We start from the raw sequence: 15,549 nt of genomic DNA, 5'->3' as shown, positions 1-15,549 counted from the left end.
ATCTGGTGATAATAGCAAAGAGGACACACCCGTTCCCATCCCGAACACGGAAGTTAAGCTCTTTAGCGCTGATGATACTTGGTGGGTGACTGCCTGGGAAAGTAAGACATCGCCAGATTGATATGGCCCTATGGTCAAGCGGTTAAGACACTTCCCTTTCACGGAAGTAACCCGAGTTCGAGTCTCGGTAGGGTCACCATTTAAGTGGAAGCATAGCTCAGTTGGGAGAGCATCTGCCTTACAAGCAGGGGGTCATAGGTTCGAGCCCTATTGTTTCCACCATTTTAACAAACTAGGTTAGTAGAATAAGTAGATTATTGAAGTAATGGTATGATATATGCTGGTGTAGCTCAATTGGTAGAGCAACTGACTTGTAATCAGTAGGTTGAGGGTTCAAGTCCTTTCACCAGCTCCATTTGAAAATATTATGGACCAGTAGCTCAGCTGGATAGAGCAACGGCCTTCTAAGCCGTGTGCCGGGGGTTCGACTCCCTTCTGGTTCACCATAAGTTGGGGTATAGCCAAGCGGTAAGGCACTAGACTTTGACTCTAGCATTCGTAGGTTCAAATCCTGCTACTCCAGCCATTTTTACAATTTATATAGTGATCCATTAGCTCAGCCGGCAGAGCACCTGACTTTTAATCAGGGTGTCCCGCGTTCGAATCGCGGATGGATCACCATTTTATTTAAGAGAAAAACATACGGGGCGTAGCGCAGTTTGGTAGCGCATCTGGTTTGGGACCAGAGGGCCGCGGGTTCAAATCCTGCCGCCCCGACCATATAAGACAAGGTTATTATCTTGTCTTTTTTTATATACTATGAAAGTTCTATTTCTAGTATATAAAAAAACGAGGATTGCAAAGGACGGGACGCCCTTGCCTTTAAGGAGGGTGCTCAGAAAAAATGCTTATGAAGTAGGCATTTTTATGCCGAAGGGGGACATAGGTCCCCCTAGCGGAGTTGCGTAGCAACTTTTTTATTATAGTAAATCCAGTTAATTGATTATATCACTGATTATATTATCAACATCAAAACGATAATTTTGATTGCCCATAGAATAAAAATAACTTGCGATTAATACTAAATAATAATTAACAGAAAACATATCAAAATTTTGTAAGCGTTTATAGCCTTCTAAAAATAAGTCCCTCTCTTCTTTTGTTTTTAAGAATTTTTGTCCGGGACGTAAAAAAATAGCCCATGCAATATCAAATTCTCTAATACCGTTGCCGGATAATTCATAATCTAAAACACACGAAATTCTGTTTTTATTCCATAAAATATTTGCATAATGAAAATCTCCATGAACAAAGCATTTGGAATTGTTTTTTGGACTATTATTAAGTAAAAACGCTTCAGCTGTAATAAGATTCCATTTTACCATGTAATCATGTGGGGGTATGTCAAAAAAACGTCTATGAATGACATCATTGCAATTTAATTTTAATTTATGAAATTCTGCCAAAGCTTTTCCGTAAGATTCCATATAATATAATGAGGTATGTTCTTTGTCTATATCTAATAAATAAGAAAGACGTTCACCAATTGCTTCTTCAGTTATGATATATTTTGGGTTACTTTCAGAATATTCTAATATTTTTGGAACAAAATCAAATGATAATTGTTTAATAACATTAGCTTCATTCACAATGTTTGCTCCTTTTTGACGTTCAATTTTAATATAAGCGTTACAAATTTTGTTGTCAAATATTCCTTTCACATAAAAAACATCATTTCCTGCATGTGGATATCCTAATATTTCCTTTAATATAAATTTTTTATAATTAATACTAAAAGGATTAATTGTTTCTCGCCATTTTTCTGGTTGTATCATAATCTTTTATTATTCTCCTAAATTATAATATTATTTAGATAAATATTTTACTGTATATTAACATAATTAATGTATAATTACAATTCTTGAAAGGTTAATAAATATATGCTATAATTATAACATATTATATATAAGGGAGTTCATATGTCTCAATTTACTAAAATAGCTATTATCTCATCTTTTGTTAAACTATTAAATGAATATCCACTTGATAAGATAACCATTAAAGACATTGTTGATGATTGTGGAGTTAATCGAAGTACATTTTACTATTATTTTGAGGATATATATGCCCTATTAGCTGATTTATTTAAAATGGAAGCGGAAAAAACTATTCTTGCACATAAAGATTATTCTTCATGGGTAGATGGTTTTATTGAAAGTATTGAATTTGCAACAAAAAATAAAAAAGCAATATATCACGTATATAACTCGTTAAATCGTGAACACCTTGAGAATTATATATATAATGTTGTTGATGATATGATGATAAAGGTTGTTAAATCACAGGTAACTGATTTAAATGTTAATGAATTAGATATTAAAATAATTTCAGACCTATATAAATATGCTTTAGTTGGTATGACATTAGAATGGTTAGGAAAAGGAATGAAAGATGATCCTTCAGTAATAATTCATAGAATGGGATATTTGTTTGATGGAAACATTAGACAAACACTTATTAAAGCAGATAATAAGAATTCTTTTAAAAAAGAAAATCGATAAAATAAATTTTCCGACAAAACTTAGGGTTTGTCGGAAAATAAAACAAAAACAGCGTAGTGTTGGAAATTCCAACAATGCGCTGTTTTTGTTTATTGTAGATAGGACATGAAGTTTATATAATATAAAAGTAGTCAATAAGAATTATATTTTGGAAATGGAGGTCTTAATATGGATTCTGTTAAAAAAGCAAAAACTGCTTATGTAGCATATTCAATAGTTTTGATTGCACTTGGTATATTACTAATATTTTTAACTGAAGCAACTGAATTGACATTATGCTATATAGTTGGGTTAATAACATTAATTTGTGGTATTATCAAATTTATTAGTTATTTTGTAAATGATACTTATGGATTAGCCTTTCAATTTGATTTTGCATTAGGTATTTTTACAATGCTAATTGGATTAGTATTAATCTTACACCCCAAAAATATACTTGTTTTTCTAAATGTTGTTATAGGTATATTTGTAATAATAGATGGTACATTTAAATTACAAACAGCCAAGGAAGCAAGACAGTTTGGATTAGACAACTGGTGGCTAATACTTATATTGGCAATAATCACAGCAATTGTTGGACTACTTCTAATTTTCAATCCATTTGAAGGCGTGTTGGCTTTATCAGTTATTATAGGAATTGCATTAATAGCTGATGGAATTGAAAATTTGTGCGTTGCAATTTATACAATAAAACTAGTAAAGAGGTTTTTACCATCTAAACCTAATTTTACAGAGAAATAAAGGAGGAAATTAAAATGCTGAAATTCAGTAGAGCAGTTGTTAAACACAAAAATATAATTTTAATAATTGCTATTTTACTTTTAATTCCATCAATATTAGGAATTATTAATACAAGAGTTAATTACGATATTCTAGATTATCTTCCTGAAGACATGGATACTGTCAAAGGGCAAAATATATTATTAGATGATTTTGGAAAAGGTGCTTTTTCACTTGTTATAGTTGATGGAATGAAGCCATACGAGGTAGCCTCATTGAAATCGGAACTTGAAAAAGTTGAACACGTTAATGATGTCGTTTGGTATGATAATTTGTTTGATGTTACTGTTCCAATGGAGATTCTACCAGAAAAATATTATGATGCTTTTAACAAAGGTGATTCAACTCTTATGGCAGTATTCTTTGATACATCAACTTCAGAGGATGCAACTATAAATGCTATTGGAGATGTAAGGAAAGTTTGTGGTGAAAAGTGTTTCATTACAGGCATGTCTGCATTAGTAACAGATTTAAAAAACTTATGTGAAAAAGAAGAACCTGTATATGTAGGAATTGCAGTTTTACTTGCTTGTGCTGCAATGATGATATTTATGGATTCATGGGTTATACCATTTGTGTTTCTTATAAGTATTGGTATAGCAATTCTTTATAATTTAGGTTCAAATTATTTTCTTGGAGAAATATCTTATATCACAAAAGCACTATCTGCGGTATTGCAGTTAGCTGTAACAATGGATTATTCTATATTTTTGTGGCATAGTTATTCAGAGCATAAAATTGCTTTTAACGGCGATAAAAAAGAAGCAATGTCCACTGCTATTGCAGAAACTTTTACATCAGTATTAGGAAGTTCTATCACTACAATTGCTGGGTTTATCGCACTTTGCTTTATGACATTTACTTTGGGTAAAGATTTAGGTATTGTAATGGCAAAAGGAGTTTTGTTAGGTGTTATAGGATGTGTAACAATACTTCCACCATTAATATTAGTATTTGATAAGTTAATTGAAAAAACACGTCATAGATCTCTAATACCAAGTATGGATAAGGTATCAAGATTAATTATAAAACGTCCAATTATTTTTATAATTATATTTGTATTATTATTATTACCATCACTTTATGGATATACAAATGAGCTTGTATATTATGATATGAGTACTGTAGTGCCTAAAGATATGGAATATGTTATAGCTAATACAAAATTAATTGATGATTTTGACATAGCTTCAACACACATGATTTTAGCTGATTCTAACATGTCACATAAAGATTGTAAAAATATGATAGGTCAAATAGAAAATGTTGATGGAGTTAAATTTGCGATAGGATTTGATTCATTGATTGGTTCAACTATACCGCAAGAAATATTACCAGATTCAATTGTTAATTTATTAAAGGAAGATAAATATCAGTTATTTTTAGTAAGTTCTAAATATTATGTTTCAAGTGACGAAGTTAATTCACAGATAACAGATATTAACAATATTATTAAAAAATATGATGAAAATGGGATGTTAATAGGTGAAGCCCCATGTACAAAGGATTTAATAGATGTAACAGATCGTGACTTTACTGTTGTTAGTATAATTTCGATAGCTGCTATATTTTTAATAATATTATTTGTATTAAAAAGTCCATCATTGGCCGTTATATTGGTTGCAGTTATTGAATTTGCAATTTGTATAAATCTTGGTATACCATACTATGCAAATACGTCGTTACCATTTATTGCACCAATTTGTATAAGTACAATTCAACTTGGAGCGACTGTTGATTATGCAATATTGATGACAACAAGGTACAAAAAAGAACGTATTATCGGTCATGATAAAAAAGTAGCAATATCAACTGCATTGTCTACATCAATTCCATCAATTATAGTAAGTGCATTAGGTTTCTTTGCAGCTACATATGGAGTTGCAGTATATTCAGATATAGATATAATTAGTTCAATGTGTAATTTGATGGCAAGAGGTGCTTTAATAAGTATGGCATCAGTAATATTGATATTACCTTCAATGTTTATGGTATTTGATAAAATAATATGTAAGACAACTGTTGACATTAGAAAGAGCAAAAAATTAGTACAATTAAATAAATAATGAAATGTAACAAAAGGAGGAAATATAATGAATACTAAATTTTATAAAATATTATCTATTACAGTTATTATAGGATTGATTTTCACAGGTACAGTATTTGTATTTGCACAACAATCCGACGATAAGGATGAAACTAATAAGGAAACACCTAACAATATAACTAATAAATTAGAAAGTATTTTAGTAAATGATGAAGCTGATAAGGATGAAACAGTTTATGTTATTGCTAATTCTGATGGAACTGCAAAAAAAGTTATAGTTAGTGATTGGGTTAAAAATATAAACGGTAATGATAAACTAAATGATAAAACTGACGCTACTAATATTGTTAATGTTAATGGTGAAGAGCAATATACAATGAATGATAACAATATTTGTGTTTGGGATGCAGAAGGAAAAGACATATATTATCAGGGAGAAATAGATAAAGAATTACCTGTTACAGTATCTATTGGATATAAACTTGATGGTAAAGAAATATCTTCAAGTGAGTTAGTAGGTAAAAGTGGAAAAGTTACAATGACTTTTAACTATATAAATAATCAAAGAAAAACTGTTAGCATTAACGGTAAAAATGATGAAGTATATGTTCCATTTGTTATGCTAAGTGGTATGGTACTAGACAATACTAATTTTACAAATATCAAAGTTTCAAATGGTAAAATCATAAATGACGGTGATAGAAGTGTAGTTATTGGTTTTGCACTTCCAGGTATGCAAGAAAGTTTGGCTATTGGAGAAAGTAAATTATCTATACCTAATAATGTTGAAATTACAGCCGATGTACAAGATTTTTCTTTAGAAACAACAATAACACTTGCTACAAATGATATGTTCAATCATTTAGATGTGGATAATATTAACTCACTAGGAGATCTTGAAAACTCTTTAGGTGAACTAAGTGTTGCAACTGAAAAGCTTGTTAATGGTTCTTCAGATTTATATAATGGTATTAGCTTATTATTAGAAAAATCTAATGAATTAATAGATGGAGTTAATAAATTAGCTAATGGAGCTAAGGCTTTGTCAGAAGGAGCAAATAGCTTAAATGAAAACACAGGTAAGCTAAAAGTTGGAGTTGATACTTTAAATAGTGGATTGAAAGAGCTTAATAAAAATAGTGCTATGCTAAACGGTGGTGCTGAACAAGTATTCAATACATTATTAGGAACTGCACAAAACGAGTTAGCTAAAGCAGGAGTAGATGTACCAACACTTACTATTGAAAATTATGATGAAATATTAAACGGTATTTTAAAATCACTTGGTGGTGATAATGCTTACGATGGAGTTTATAACGGAGCTCTAAAAAAAGTTACGGATGCTGTAAAGGCTAATGAATCTGTAATTACGGAACAAGTAACAATGGCTGTAAACCAACAAGTATTTGGTGCTGTATTGGAAAAATTCAATATGACTATTGAGCAATATAAAGTTGCAACTGGAAATGGACAAATTAGTCAAGAAGTAAAAGCACAAATAGAAGGTGCAGTTAATGCTCAAATGCAAAGCGAAGAAGTTAAAGCAACAATTACAAAACTTGTATCTGATAAAGAAGCTGAGCTTATCAACCAACAAATGAGTAGTGAAGAAATGATTAATAAGATCAAAAATCTTGCAGCAAATGCTGAAAATGGACAAAAGAGTATAAAAGGTCTTGTTGAGCAATTAGATACTTATAAACAATTTTATGATGGTGTTATTACTTATACAAGCGGTGTAGATAAAGCATATAATGGCAGTAATATACTTAACCAAGGTGTTTTACAATTAGCAGATGGTACTGAAAAATTATCATCAGCTAGTAATAGTCTTTATGAAGGAATTACAACATTACAAGATGCTTCAAAGGCATTAATTGAAGGAATCATAGAATTACAAGATGGTTCAATGCAATTATCCAATGGGATGAAACAATTGAGTGATGAAGGAATCAATAAACTAGTTAGTCTAGTTGGTGATGACGTAACAAACGTAGTTGATAGAATTAAGGCAGTAGTAAATATTTCAAAAGAATATCAAAATTTCGGTGGAATTTCAGAAGATATGACTGGAAAAGTAAAATTTATATACAGAACCGAAGCAATAGATAAATAAAAATTAACTAAAAAATGCTCTTGATTGATAAAATTAAGAGCATTTTTTTTAGGTTGTTTTGGAGGTGATATATTATAAAAGATTTATATAGTTTATCATTTCTTTTTTTGTGTTTTCATCATACATATTAAGAATTTTATCAATTTCTTTTTTTGTATTTCTAGTAAATTTTTTTATAAAATTCATTCTTACAGGGATAAATTGTTGTAGATATTTTACATATTTTCGATTAAAATATTTTTTGTTTGAAATTATTCCAGCGATAACTAAGTAGTTGCAACAGTAATACATAAAATTAGTTACATTTTCTTTATTATCAAAGTTAAAATTTGAAATATCATTTTCAAAACAATAATTTACTAAATTCAATAATTTATTAGCAAGTAAATTTAAATTTTTATTATTGGCAGCTAATGAAAAAATAGTTGCATTTTTTGAGTCGATATCATTTTGAATATCTTCTATATCATCACATAACTGAAGTAAAATTCCAAAAGATACTGCAAAATTGAATTCTATTTCTGTCAATTGTCCACTTAATAAATAACCGTCTGCTAAAACAGAAGAACCACCTTTCTTAAATATTATATCTAGTATATCTTTTTCAAATGGAATTGTAATATTTTGCTGTATTAGACTATTTGTTTGAGAATTGTGTATGAGTATTAAGCTTTCATAGACTTCTATGTAATCATTACGATTAAATTCAGATTCTATTAACTTAATCATTTTAAATATGTTTTTTTCATAATCATTTAAAGGCTCAACTAAATTACCATTAAGTCGGCTTAGAAAATTTTTGCTATAACTGATTTTTTGAGTGTATTCAATGTTACTATCAATATAATTGTCTGTATAAGGATATAGCATACTATATGCAAATACAGATTTTGAGCATTCTATATTTCTTTGAAATATAAGTTGCAAAATGTTCATAATCCAAGCATTTCGTATTGCTTGACCTAAACTTTCAATTGATAAATTTTCATTTTTACTCATACTAAAAAAAGTATTTGTTGATTCAAGTATACCAGTATCCATAAAATATTTAATAACTTTATTTTTATCTATAGAAATATCTTGAATACTACTAATCAAATTAAGTTTAAAATTTTTAGACCAAGTTTTCCTATCTATATCAGATTGCGGAAAAGTTTTTAAAAGATCTAGTATTTTGATTTTAATTTGAGCAACTTCCTTTTCAAATTGAATTTTATCTAATTTAGAATATGTATTTAAATTTATGTTTAGCTTATTATCTAAACTATACCAAACTTTTTTATACTTTTTAACTAAACAATTAAAATTATTATTAAGCAATTTCGAGTTCCCCCTCTAGAAATTTGTAAATAAATTAATTTATAATATAATAATATCATATTTTCATATTATTAACAGTTATATATTATTAGAATATTATTAAAATTTTATTAAAAAATGTTGACATATAATACAGTTTATGATAATCTATTAAAGCTGTCGAAAAATGGCGAATTAGCTCAAATAATATATTATGATCCATTAGCTCAGCTGGCAGAGCACCTGACTTTTAATCAGGGTGTCCCGCGTTCGAATCGCGGATGGATCACCATTATTTAGAGGTAACGTAGCGGTCGTAACGGGGCGTAGCGCAGTTTGGTAGCGCATCTGGTTTGGGACCAGAGGGCCGCGGGTTCAAATCCTGCCGCCCCGACCATATATGTATATATAAATTATGGGCTTGTAGCTCAGGTGGTTAGAGCGCACGCCTGATAAGCGTGAGGTCGATGGTTCGAGTCCATCCAGGCCCACCATAAATATATATATGCCCAGATAGCTCAGTCGGTAGAGCAGGGGACTGAAAATCCCCGTGTCGGTGGTTCGATTCCGCCTTTGGGCACCAAAATATAAATTATGATAAAAAAACTAACTTGAAATATAGTTAGTTTTTTTATTATATAAATATTTAGTTGATAATATTTTATATTTATCATATAATTTTATATAAATCAAGAAGTAAAAATACAAGCGCTTAGACATATGCCTAAACATTTTTTTGGTGGGTGAAAAATGATAGAAAAATTTATAAATTCAAGAAAAATATTCGTATATATATTTTGTATCATAGTAATTATTGTAATCTCATTGCTTTGTTTTTTTAGATATGAAAACAATAAATACAAAATAACTGGAGAAATAGTAGAAACAGTAAATTTGAATGATGGTACAGAAGAAAGAATAAAAAAAACAAAAGAAAATTTAACTAAAGATTTAGGACAAGCTAATATAATTGATATATCAGAAAAAAGTGATAAAAAGATTGAAATTGTATTTGAGGGCTTGCCAGATAGAAAAATTGTATACGAGATAATTAAATTACTAGAAAAGCATAACACTAAGGCAACTTTTTTTGTTTCAGGAATTCAAACTGCAGAAGACTATGAAACAGTAAAAATTATTATTAATGCAGGTCATAAAATTGGTAACTATACTTTAAAAGCAACTAAGTTCATGGACAAGCTTGATAGTGAAAGTATAATACAGGATTTTGCTAGAGCAAGTAGCATAATATACAACGCGAGTGGTGTTGAGCCTGAAATTCTTAAATGTAATGCTACTAATTATTCTGATGAAATATTAGATATAACAAAGGCATTGGGTATAAATGATGTCGTTGATACTAATTATATTCTTGATATAAATAGTTTTAATTCATTAGATGCTGCACAAGGATACGTTGATAACCTAAAAAAAGGAAGTATTGTTTCTGTAAAATTAAATGAGCTTATAGATAAAACTGAGTATATATCTCTAAAAAAAGATGAAATACCTGTTCAAGATTCAAGTAATAGCTCAAATGTAGAGACAGATAATAAAACACAAGAAAAATCAATCATAGATACTGTTAGTATGTTGCTAACAGCGATAGATAATACTAATTATAAAGAACTATATGAGCAACTCAGAATATCAAATAATGGTAAAAAAGCATCTCCAATTAGTGAAATAAGAACAACGAAAAGGGCTGTTTCTTTTATGTTTTATGGTTTAGGAGAAGTTGAAAACAGTTCGGAATTCAACGGTATTGTAGAAAATTTAAATAAATTAGATGCTAAAGCTACATTTTTTGTTACAACAGATGAAATAAAAAATAATACTGCTAGTATACAAAAGCTAATTGAAACTGGGCATGAAATAGGGATTGCAGTTTTAGTAAATAATAGATTTGATTATTATGAAGCATGTTATCAAATTGAAACAGCAAAGGAATTACTAAAAGAGAAATTTAAATATGAGACAAATATAATACTACAACCATGGTCTGAAATAAAAAATGAGACATTAGAAGCAGCTTCTGCTAATTCTATGAAGGTAATAAAATATGATTCGGGTTTAAAATTAGAAAATAAGGCAGAAACAAATGCTGAAAAAGTTATAAAAAGTACATTTGCGCCAAATGTTAAGGCGCTTAAAAGAGGACAAAGTATTTTGTGTAGGATGAATTATTTTGATGATGAAGAGCTTTTAATTAATTCTATATGCATGATGGCTACTTCAAAAACAACTTATCCTATAAGAACAATAAGCGAGATTTTAAACGATGAAAAAAATATATATAGTTATCCAGTTCAAGAAGATAAAATATTATCTAGCTTAAAAAATACGATTTATCCAGGGCAATTATCAGATAAACAAGATGATTATATAAATAAAATATTTAAGTATTATATAGGCAATCCTTTTGTAAAAAATGTGAATAAGCTGCCTGGTTTTAATGAAAGTGAAATTGTATTGCTAGATAAGACTGGAAAGATACCAAATGATGATAATACAGTTTTTTTAACATTTGACGACTGGGGTTCGGATATAGCTATAGATAAAATATTAAGTGTTTTGAAGAAACATAATGTAAAAGCTAGTTTCTTTGTTAGAACAAACTATGTAGAGCAAAATCCAAATCTTTTAAGAGCGATAGCAATGGAAGGACATGACATAGGAAGTCACAGTAATGAACATTTAACGTTGTCAAATTATATTCAATCAGAAAACAAATATGTGACCTTAACAGATGATCAAACGGAGATATTTATAGATGATATAGTAAAATCCTATAATATTTTGCAAAATATCGTAGGAGATGTTGTTATAAATGACATACCTTTATTAACTTTATATTTTAGACCGCCTACTTTGGCAGTAAGTTATATTGGTTTGAAAACAGTATTTGATTGTGGTTATAAATATTCTATTTCAGGAGATTTTTCAACTGGAGATTATGAAGCTAAAAGTGTTGAGCAATTACTTAGTGTTCTACAAAATGGGTTATATTCAGAAGGTGGATATTTACTACAATCAATTGAATCAGGCAGTATAATCGTTATGCATATGTCTGATGAGAGTAAGTATACAGCACAAGCATTGGATTTATATTTAACGGCTAATGAACAAAAATCTTATGATGATCCAACAAAATTTAAATTTGCAAAGTTGAGTGATTATCTACATTAGAAGATTGGGGGAAAATAACATGAGTTTATTTAGAAAAACGGACAAAAATAGTGAAAATACAATTTTAGATGTTTTGGTAAATCCAAATCGTGATAGGAGATTACTTTCGAATGTCCCTGATCCTGATAGCCATAGAACTAATAATGATAGAAGATGGGTTGACAGTAAAGCTGTATATGAGCTTGAAAAAAAGAAGTATGTAAAACAAGTGCAGGAGGGTATTAGATATATATGTTCTTATGATATTGAAGTAACTTGTATCAATAATGATAAATCCAAAAATATTTTTATTTGTAAGAGTTTAAATATTTCTGCAACAGGTATGCTTATCAAAATTATTGATAAAAAAGATATGAAAACAATACAAAATGCTAAAAAGGTAATCTTTAAGTTTGAGATAATACCTGGTTCGATGCCCGAAGGTTATGAAATGAAGGTAAAACAATCTGTTATTTTTGTAAGAATTAACGAAATTGGTGAAAATAATATAGAATGTGGTGTGAAATTTAAGATACCATTATCAATATATGCAAAAAGAAGACGTGGTGCATTTACTTTGATTTTATCTTCATTAATGTTATTTTTTGTAACGTTATTTATTTTGCTTATGAGGGTAGAGAGCGTTTTGTATTTTGAGTTCAATAAATTTTTCTATCTCTATAGTATTATAGCGGCAGTGTTTTTACTTAGTAGATATTTTTTTGGTTCTTTGTATAGGGAAGCAAAGGTTGATATTAATTTTACTCCAGGAGTAACCATTATTATACCTTGCTTTAATGAGGAAGAATGGATTCAAAAAACAATATTAAGTTGCGTCAATCAAGATTATCCCGTTGATAATCTTGAAATTATAGTTGTAGATGATTACTCTTCTGATAAATCGGTAGAAAAAATAATAGAGACAATAGATATTTTGCATAAAGAGTCTGAGAGATTTAAGACAAAGACAAGAGTGAAATATGTAGTACAGGATAAAAATAAAGGTAAAAGAGATGCTCTAGCAAGAGGTGTTATGCTCGCTAAACATGAACTAGTTGTTTTTGTAGATTCGGATAGCTTTTTAGATCCATTTGCAATTAGAAATTTGGTTCAACCATTTAAAGATCCTAAAATGGGCGGGGTATCAGGTAGAACTGATGTAGCAAATACTTATACAAATACATTAACAAAAATGCAATCTGTAAGGTATTATATTGCTTTTAGGATAATGAAAGCCGCAGAATCTTATTTTGATGCTGTAACTTGTTTATCAGGTCCACTTTCATGTTATAAAAAATCCATAGTTATTGAGCATATGGATGAGTGGCTAAATCAAAAATTTCTTCGTCAAAGAGCGACTTTTGGAGATGACAGAAGTATGACAAATTTTGTACTTCGTAAGCACAGAACATGTTATCAAGATTCTGCTATATGTCAGACTATTGTTCCAAATAAATATAAGGTGTTTTTAAAACAGCAAATGAGGTGGAAAAGGTCATGGTTGAGAGAATCAATCATTGCATCTGGTTTTATGTGGAAAAAAGAACCTTTTATGGCTATATTCTTTTATATGGGTATAATAGTTCCAATTGCTGCTCCAATTGTAGTATTGTATAATTTATTCTTTGTTCCTATAGTTAATAAAGTTTTTCCTTTGACTTTTATTGTTGGAATTTTAATGATGTCTATGATGATGAGTGTAACTCAATTATTCCTTAAAAGAAGCTCAACTTGGATATTTGGAATACTATTTTGCCTGTATTATGAAGCCGTTCTATTGTGGCAAATGCCAATTGCATGGTTTACATTTTGGAAAACAACTTGGGGAACTCGTATGACCCCTGAGGATGTAAAAGCACTTAAGAAAAAAGAAAAGATTAAAAATAGAGGAAAGTCAAAATATGGCAATTAAAAAGAAAGATATTAAAAAGATGATAAGAGGCGTAATACAAGGTATAATTATATTAATCTTATTATATATAATAATTAAAGCAATATTTACATTTAAAACATATAAACCATTTGATGCAAGTGAAATTTCATATGGTGTGAACTCCGGATTTGTTGCTTTGTCATATAAAGGCGTTGATAGAGAAGGTACAGAATCACTTGTTAGTGTAGAAAAAATTAATAAACAGCTATGTGCTCTAAAAAAGTCGGGATATATTACTATAACACAAGAAGATATAATAAATTATTATTTGCATGATAAAGCTCTACCTGAAAAAGCTTTATATTTACTTTTTGAAGATGGTAGAAAAGATACGGCTATTGTTACGCAAGATATATTGGAAAAGTACAATTATAAAGCAACAATTTTAGGCTATGCAGAAAAATTGGAAAATGAAGATAGCAGATTTTTAAACAAAGACGAGCTAAAAAAACTATTAAAAAATAGTTTTTGGGAATTAGGTACAAATGGCTACAGACTAGAATATATAAATGTTTTTGATAAAAATGATAATTACCTTGGTGAGCTTAATTCAATAGAATTTTTAAAACAAAAAGCAAATATTGAAGAAAACTATAATCACTATTTAATGGATTATATCAGAGATGAATACGATGTACCTAAGGAAAACTTTTCACAAATGAAGGATAGGATAAAAATAGATTATACTCTTTTGAATGAAATTTATAAAAAAGAGATAGGTTTTCCACCAAAGCTTTATGTTCTTATGCATTCCAATAGTGGACAGTTTGGTACTAACGACAAAGTAAGTGTAATAAATGAAGAATGCATAAAGAATAATTTTGATATAAATTTTAATAGAGAAGGAAACTCATTAAACAATATTGAAAGTTCAATTTATAATTTAACAAGAATAAATGTACATGCAGAATGGTCAGCTAATCATTTGTTAATGCATGTATTGGATGATACAAAAAATGATATAAATTTTATTGTGGGTGATTTAGAAAAAGCAAGCGAATGGGATAAAATTGAGGGTGAAGCAGAATTTGTTAATGATAAGATTATATTAACAACTAAGCCTGGTAGTAATGGTTTGCTGAGATTAAAAAATAATAAAAAATATGATAATATTAATTTATCAGTTAGTTTAGAAGGTAATAACCGTGGTGAACAATCAATATATTTAAGGGCTGATAAAGAATTATCCAGTTATATTTTAGTTGAAATAATAAATAATAATTTAATTGTTTTTTCTAAAGAAAGTAACGGAAAACAAAAGGTTAATTATGAGATTAATTTAGATGAGTTTAATATAGGAAATAACAAAGAAGTTGAAATTTTATTAGATGGCAATTGTTTGAATGTAATAATTGATGGCAAATTAGTTGTTAATAATTTAGATTTGAAAACAAAGCTTGATATAGGTTATATATATTTACAATCAAAATGGAATGATGTTTATAACAATACAGATGCAAAATATGATGTATATGATGATGTATATGATGGTATTTTTAAAAATCTTATCATTAAAGGTAAAAATAATAATATGATTTTTGATGGAAGTTTAAGAGGCGTAGAAAAAGTAGTCTATAATGCAAAAGATTTATGGTTTAAGGTTACTAATTGGTTTATAAAAGTTTTCTAATAAATTATGTGGAGG

The 15,549-nt window shown here is 28.9% G+C and carries 9 protein-coding genes, 11 tRNA genes and 1 rRNA gene; 19 read left to right on the top strand and 2 right to left on the bottom strand.

The genetic code is table 11. From position 1 onward, the window contains the following. Position 1 precedes the first annotated feature (1 nt). From rrf to JYG23_RS05635, 8 genes are all read left to right on the top strand, one after another. Positions 2-118 (top strand): 5S ribosomal RNA (gene rrf / locus JYG23_RS05670). A gap of 6 nt (positions 119-124) precedes the next feature. Beyond that, positions 125-199, top strand: a tRNA-Glu gene (locus JYG23_RS05665). A gap of 7 nt (positions 200-206) precedes the next feature. Next, a tRNA-Val gene (locus JYG23_RS05660) sits at positions 207-282 on the top strand. Between the two features lie 57 nt (positions 283-339). Then, positions 340-415: transfer RNA gene (locus JYG23_RS05655), tRNA-Thr, on the top strand. Between the two features lie 14 nt (positions 416-429). Continuing rightward, positions 430-506, top strand: a tRNA-Arg gene (locus JYG23_RS05650). Between the two features lie 5 nt (positions 507-511). Then, a tRNA-Gln gene (locus JYG23_RS05645) sits at positions 512-586 on the top strand. Positions 587-605: 19 nt separating this feature from the next. After that, positions 606-681: transfer RNA gene (locus JYG23_RS05640), tRNA-Lys, on the top strand. 22 nt (positions 682-703) lie between these two features. Beyond that, positions 704-780: transfer RNA gene (locus JYG23_RS05635), tRNA-Pro, on the top strand. A gap of 215 nt (positions 781-995) precedes the next feature. Here JYG23_RS05635 and JYG23_RS05630 read toward each other — a convergent pair. Further along, the gene (locus JYG23_RS05630) at positions 996-1,835 is read right to left on the bottom strand and encodes an aminoglycoside phosphotransferase family protein (protein ID WP_207237563.1); all 840 of its coding nucleotides are present in this window, start codon (positions 1,833-1,835) and stop codon (positions 996-998) included. A gap of 144 nt (positions 1,836-1,979) precedes the next feature. On the opposite strand from JYG23_RS05630, the gene JYG23_RS05625 reads away from it, so the two are divergent. The 4 genes from JYG23_RS05625 (at position 1,980) to JYG23_RS05610 (ending at position 7,504) form a co-directional block, all read left to right on the top strand. Then, complete coding sequence (locus tag JYG23_RS05625) at positions 1,980-2,561, top strand: TetR/AcrR family transcriptional regulator (RefSeq protein WP_207237562.1); 582 nt, start codon at positions 1,980-1,982, stop codon at positions 2,559-2,561. Between the two features lie 168 nt (positions 2,562-2,729). Next, on the top strand, positions 2,730-3,302 hold the full coding sequence (locus JYG23_RS05620) for an HdeD family acid-resistance protein (RefSeq protein WP_207237561.1): 573 nt from the start codon (positions 2,730-2,732) through the stop codon (positions 3,300-3,302). Between the two features lie 14 nt (positions 3,303-3,316). Continuing rightward, positions 3,317-5,407 carry an RND family transporter gene (locus JYG23_RS05615; protein ID WP_207237560.1) on the top strand — a complete coding sequence of 697 codons (2,091 nt, stop codon included), beginning with the start codon at positions 3,317-3,319 and terminating at the stop codon, positions 5,405-5,407. Positions 5,408-5,434: 27 nt separating this feature from the next. Further along, positions 5,435-7,504, top strand: coding sequence for a hypothetical protein (locus JYG23_RS05610; protein WP_207237559.1), 2,070 nt, complete (start codon positions 5,435-5,437; stop codon positions 7,502-7,504). A gap of 72 nt (positions 7,505-7,576) precedes the next feature. On the opposite strand, the gene JYG23_RS05605 is transcribed toward JYG23_RS05610, so the two are convergent. Beyond that, a complete protein-coding gene (locus JYG23_RS05605) occupies positions 7,577-8,824 on the bottom strand; it encodes a hypothetical protein (RefSeq protein ID WP_207237558.1) in 1,248 nt (415 codons plus the stop codon). A 195-nt stretch (positions 8,825-9,019) separates the two neighbouring features. Between JYG23_RS05605 and JYG23_RS05600 the strand changes: the two genes are divergently transcribed. From JYG23_RS05600 to JYG23_RS05570, 7 genes are all read left to right on the top strand, one after another. After that, a tRNA-Lys gene (locus tag JYG23_RS05600) sits at positions 9,020-9,095 on the top strand. Positions 9,096-9,123: 28 nt separating this feature from the next. Further along, positions 9,124-9,200: transfer RNA gene (locus tag JYG23_RS05595), tRNA-Pro, on the top strand. A gap of 20 nt (positions 9,201-9,220) precedes the next feature. Then, a tRNA-Ile gene (locus JYG23_RS05590) sits at positions 9,221-9,297 on the top strand. Between the two features lie 13 nt (positions 9,298-9,310). Then, positions 9,311-9,386, top strand: a tRNA-Phe gene (locus JYG23_RS05585). Positions 9,387-9,553: 167 nt separating this feature from the next. Beyond that, the gene (locus JYG23_RS05580) at positions 9,554-11,992 is read left to right on the top strand and encodes a polysaccharide deacetylase family protein (protein ID WP_207237557.1); all 2,439 of its coding nucleotides are present in this window, start codon (positions 9,554-9,556) and stop codon (positions 11,990-11,992) included. Positions 11,993-12,011: 19 nt separating this feature from the next. Next, positions 12,012-13,883 (top strand): glycosyltransferase, encoded by a 1,872-nt coding sequence (locus JYG23_RS05575; protein WP_207237556.1) that lies wholly within the window; start codon positions 12,012-12,014, stop codon positions 13,881-13,883. Continuing rightward, positions 13,873-15,534, top strand: a complete 1,662-nt coding sequence (locus JYG23_RS05570) for a glycoside hydrolase (protein ID WP_207237555.1) — start codon at positions 13,873-13,875, stop codon at positions 15,532-15,534. Before JYG23_RS05575 ends, JYG23_RS05570 begins: the two co-directional genes overlap by 11 nt. Positions 15,535-15,549: the final 15 nt, after the last annotated feature.

This window comes from Sedimentibacter sp. zth1, from assembly GCF_017352195.1.
GTDB lineage: Bacteria > Bacillota > Clostridia > Tissierellales > Sedimentibacteraceae > UBA1535.
This window is presented reverse-complemented; position numbering and strand designations above follow the sequence as displayed.

Coding starts and splice junctions, on each gene's coding strand:
- JYG23_RS05570 (WP_207237555.1), top strand. CDS start 13,873: ATGGCAATTAAAAAGAAAGATATTAAAAAGATGATAAGAGGCGTAATA.
- JYG23_RS05625 (WP_207237562.1), top strand. CDS start 1,980: ATGTCTCAATTTACTAAAATAGCTATTATCTCATCTTTTGTTAAACTA.
- JYG23_RS05630 (WP_207237563.1), bottom strand. CDS start 1,835: ATGATACAACCAGAAAAATGGCGAGAAACAATTAATCCTTTTAGTATT.
- JYG23_RS05620 (WP_207237561.1), top strand. CDS start 2,730: ATGGATTCTGTTAAAAAAGCAAAAACTGCTTATGTAGCATATTCAATA.
- JYG23_RS05580 (WP_207237557.1), top strand. CDS start 9,554: ATGATAGAAAAATTTATAAATTCAAGAAAAATATTCGTATATATATTT.
- JYG23_RS05610 (WP_207237559.1), top strand. CDS start 5,435: ATGAATACTAAATTTTATAAAATATTATCTATTACAGTTATTATAGGA.
- JYG23_RS05575 (WP_207237556.1), top strand. CDS start 12,012: ATGAGTTTATTTAGAAAAACGGACAAAAATAGTGAAAATACAATTTTA.
- JYG23_RS05615 (WP_207237560.1), top strand. CDS start 3,317: ATGCTGAAATTCAGTAGAGCAGTTGTTAAACACAAAAATATAATTTTA.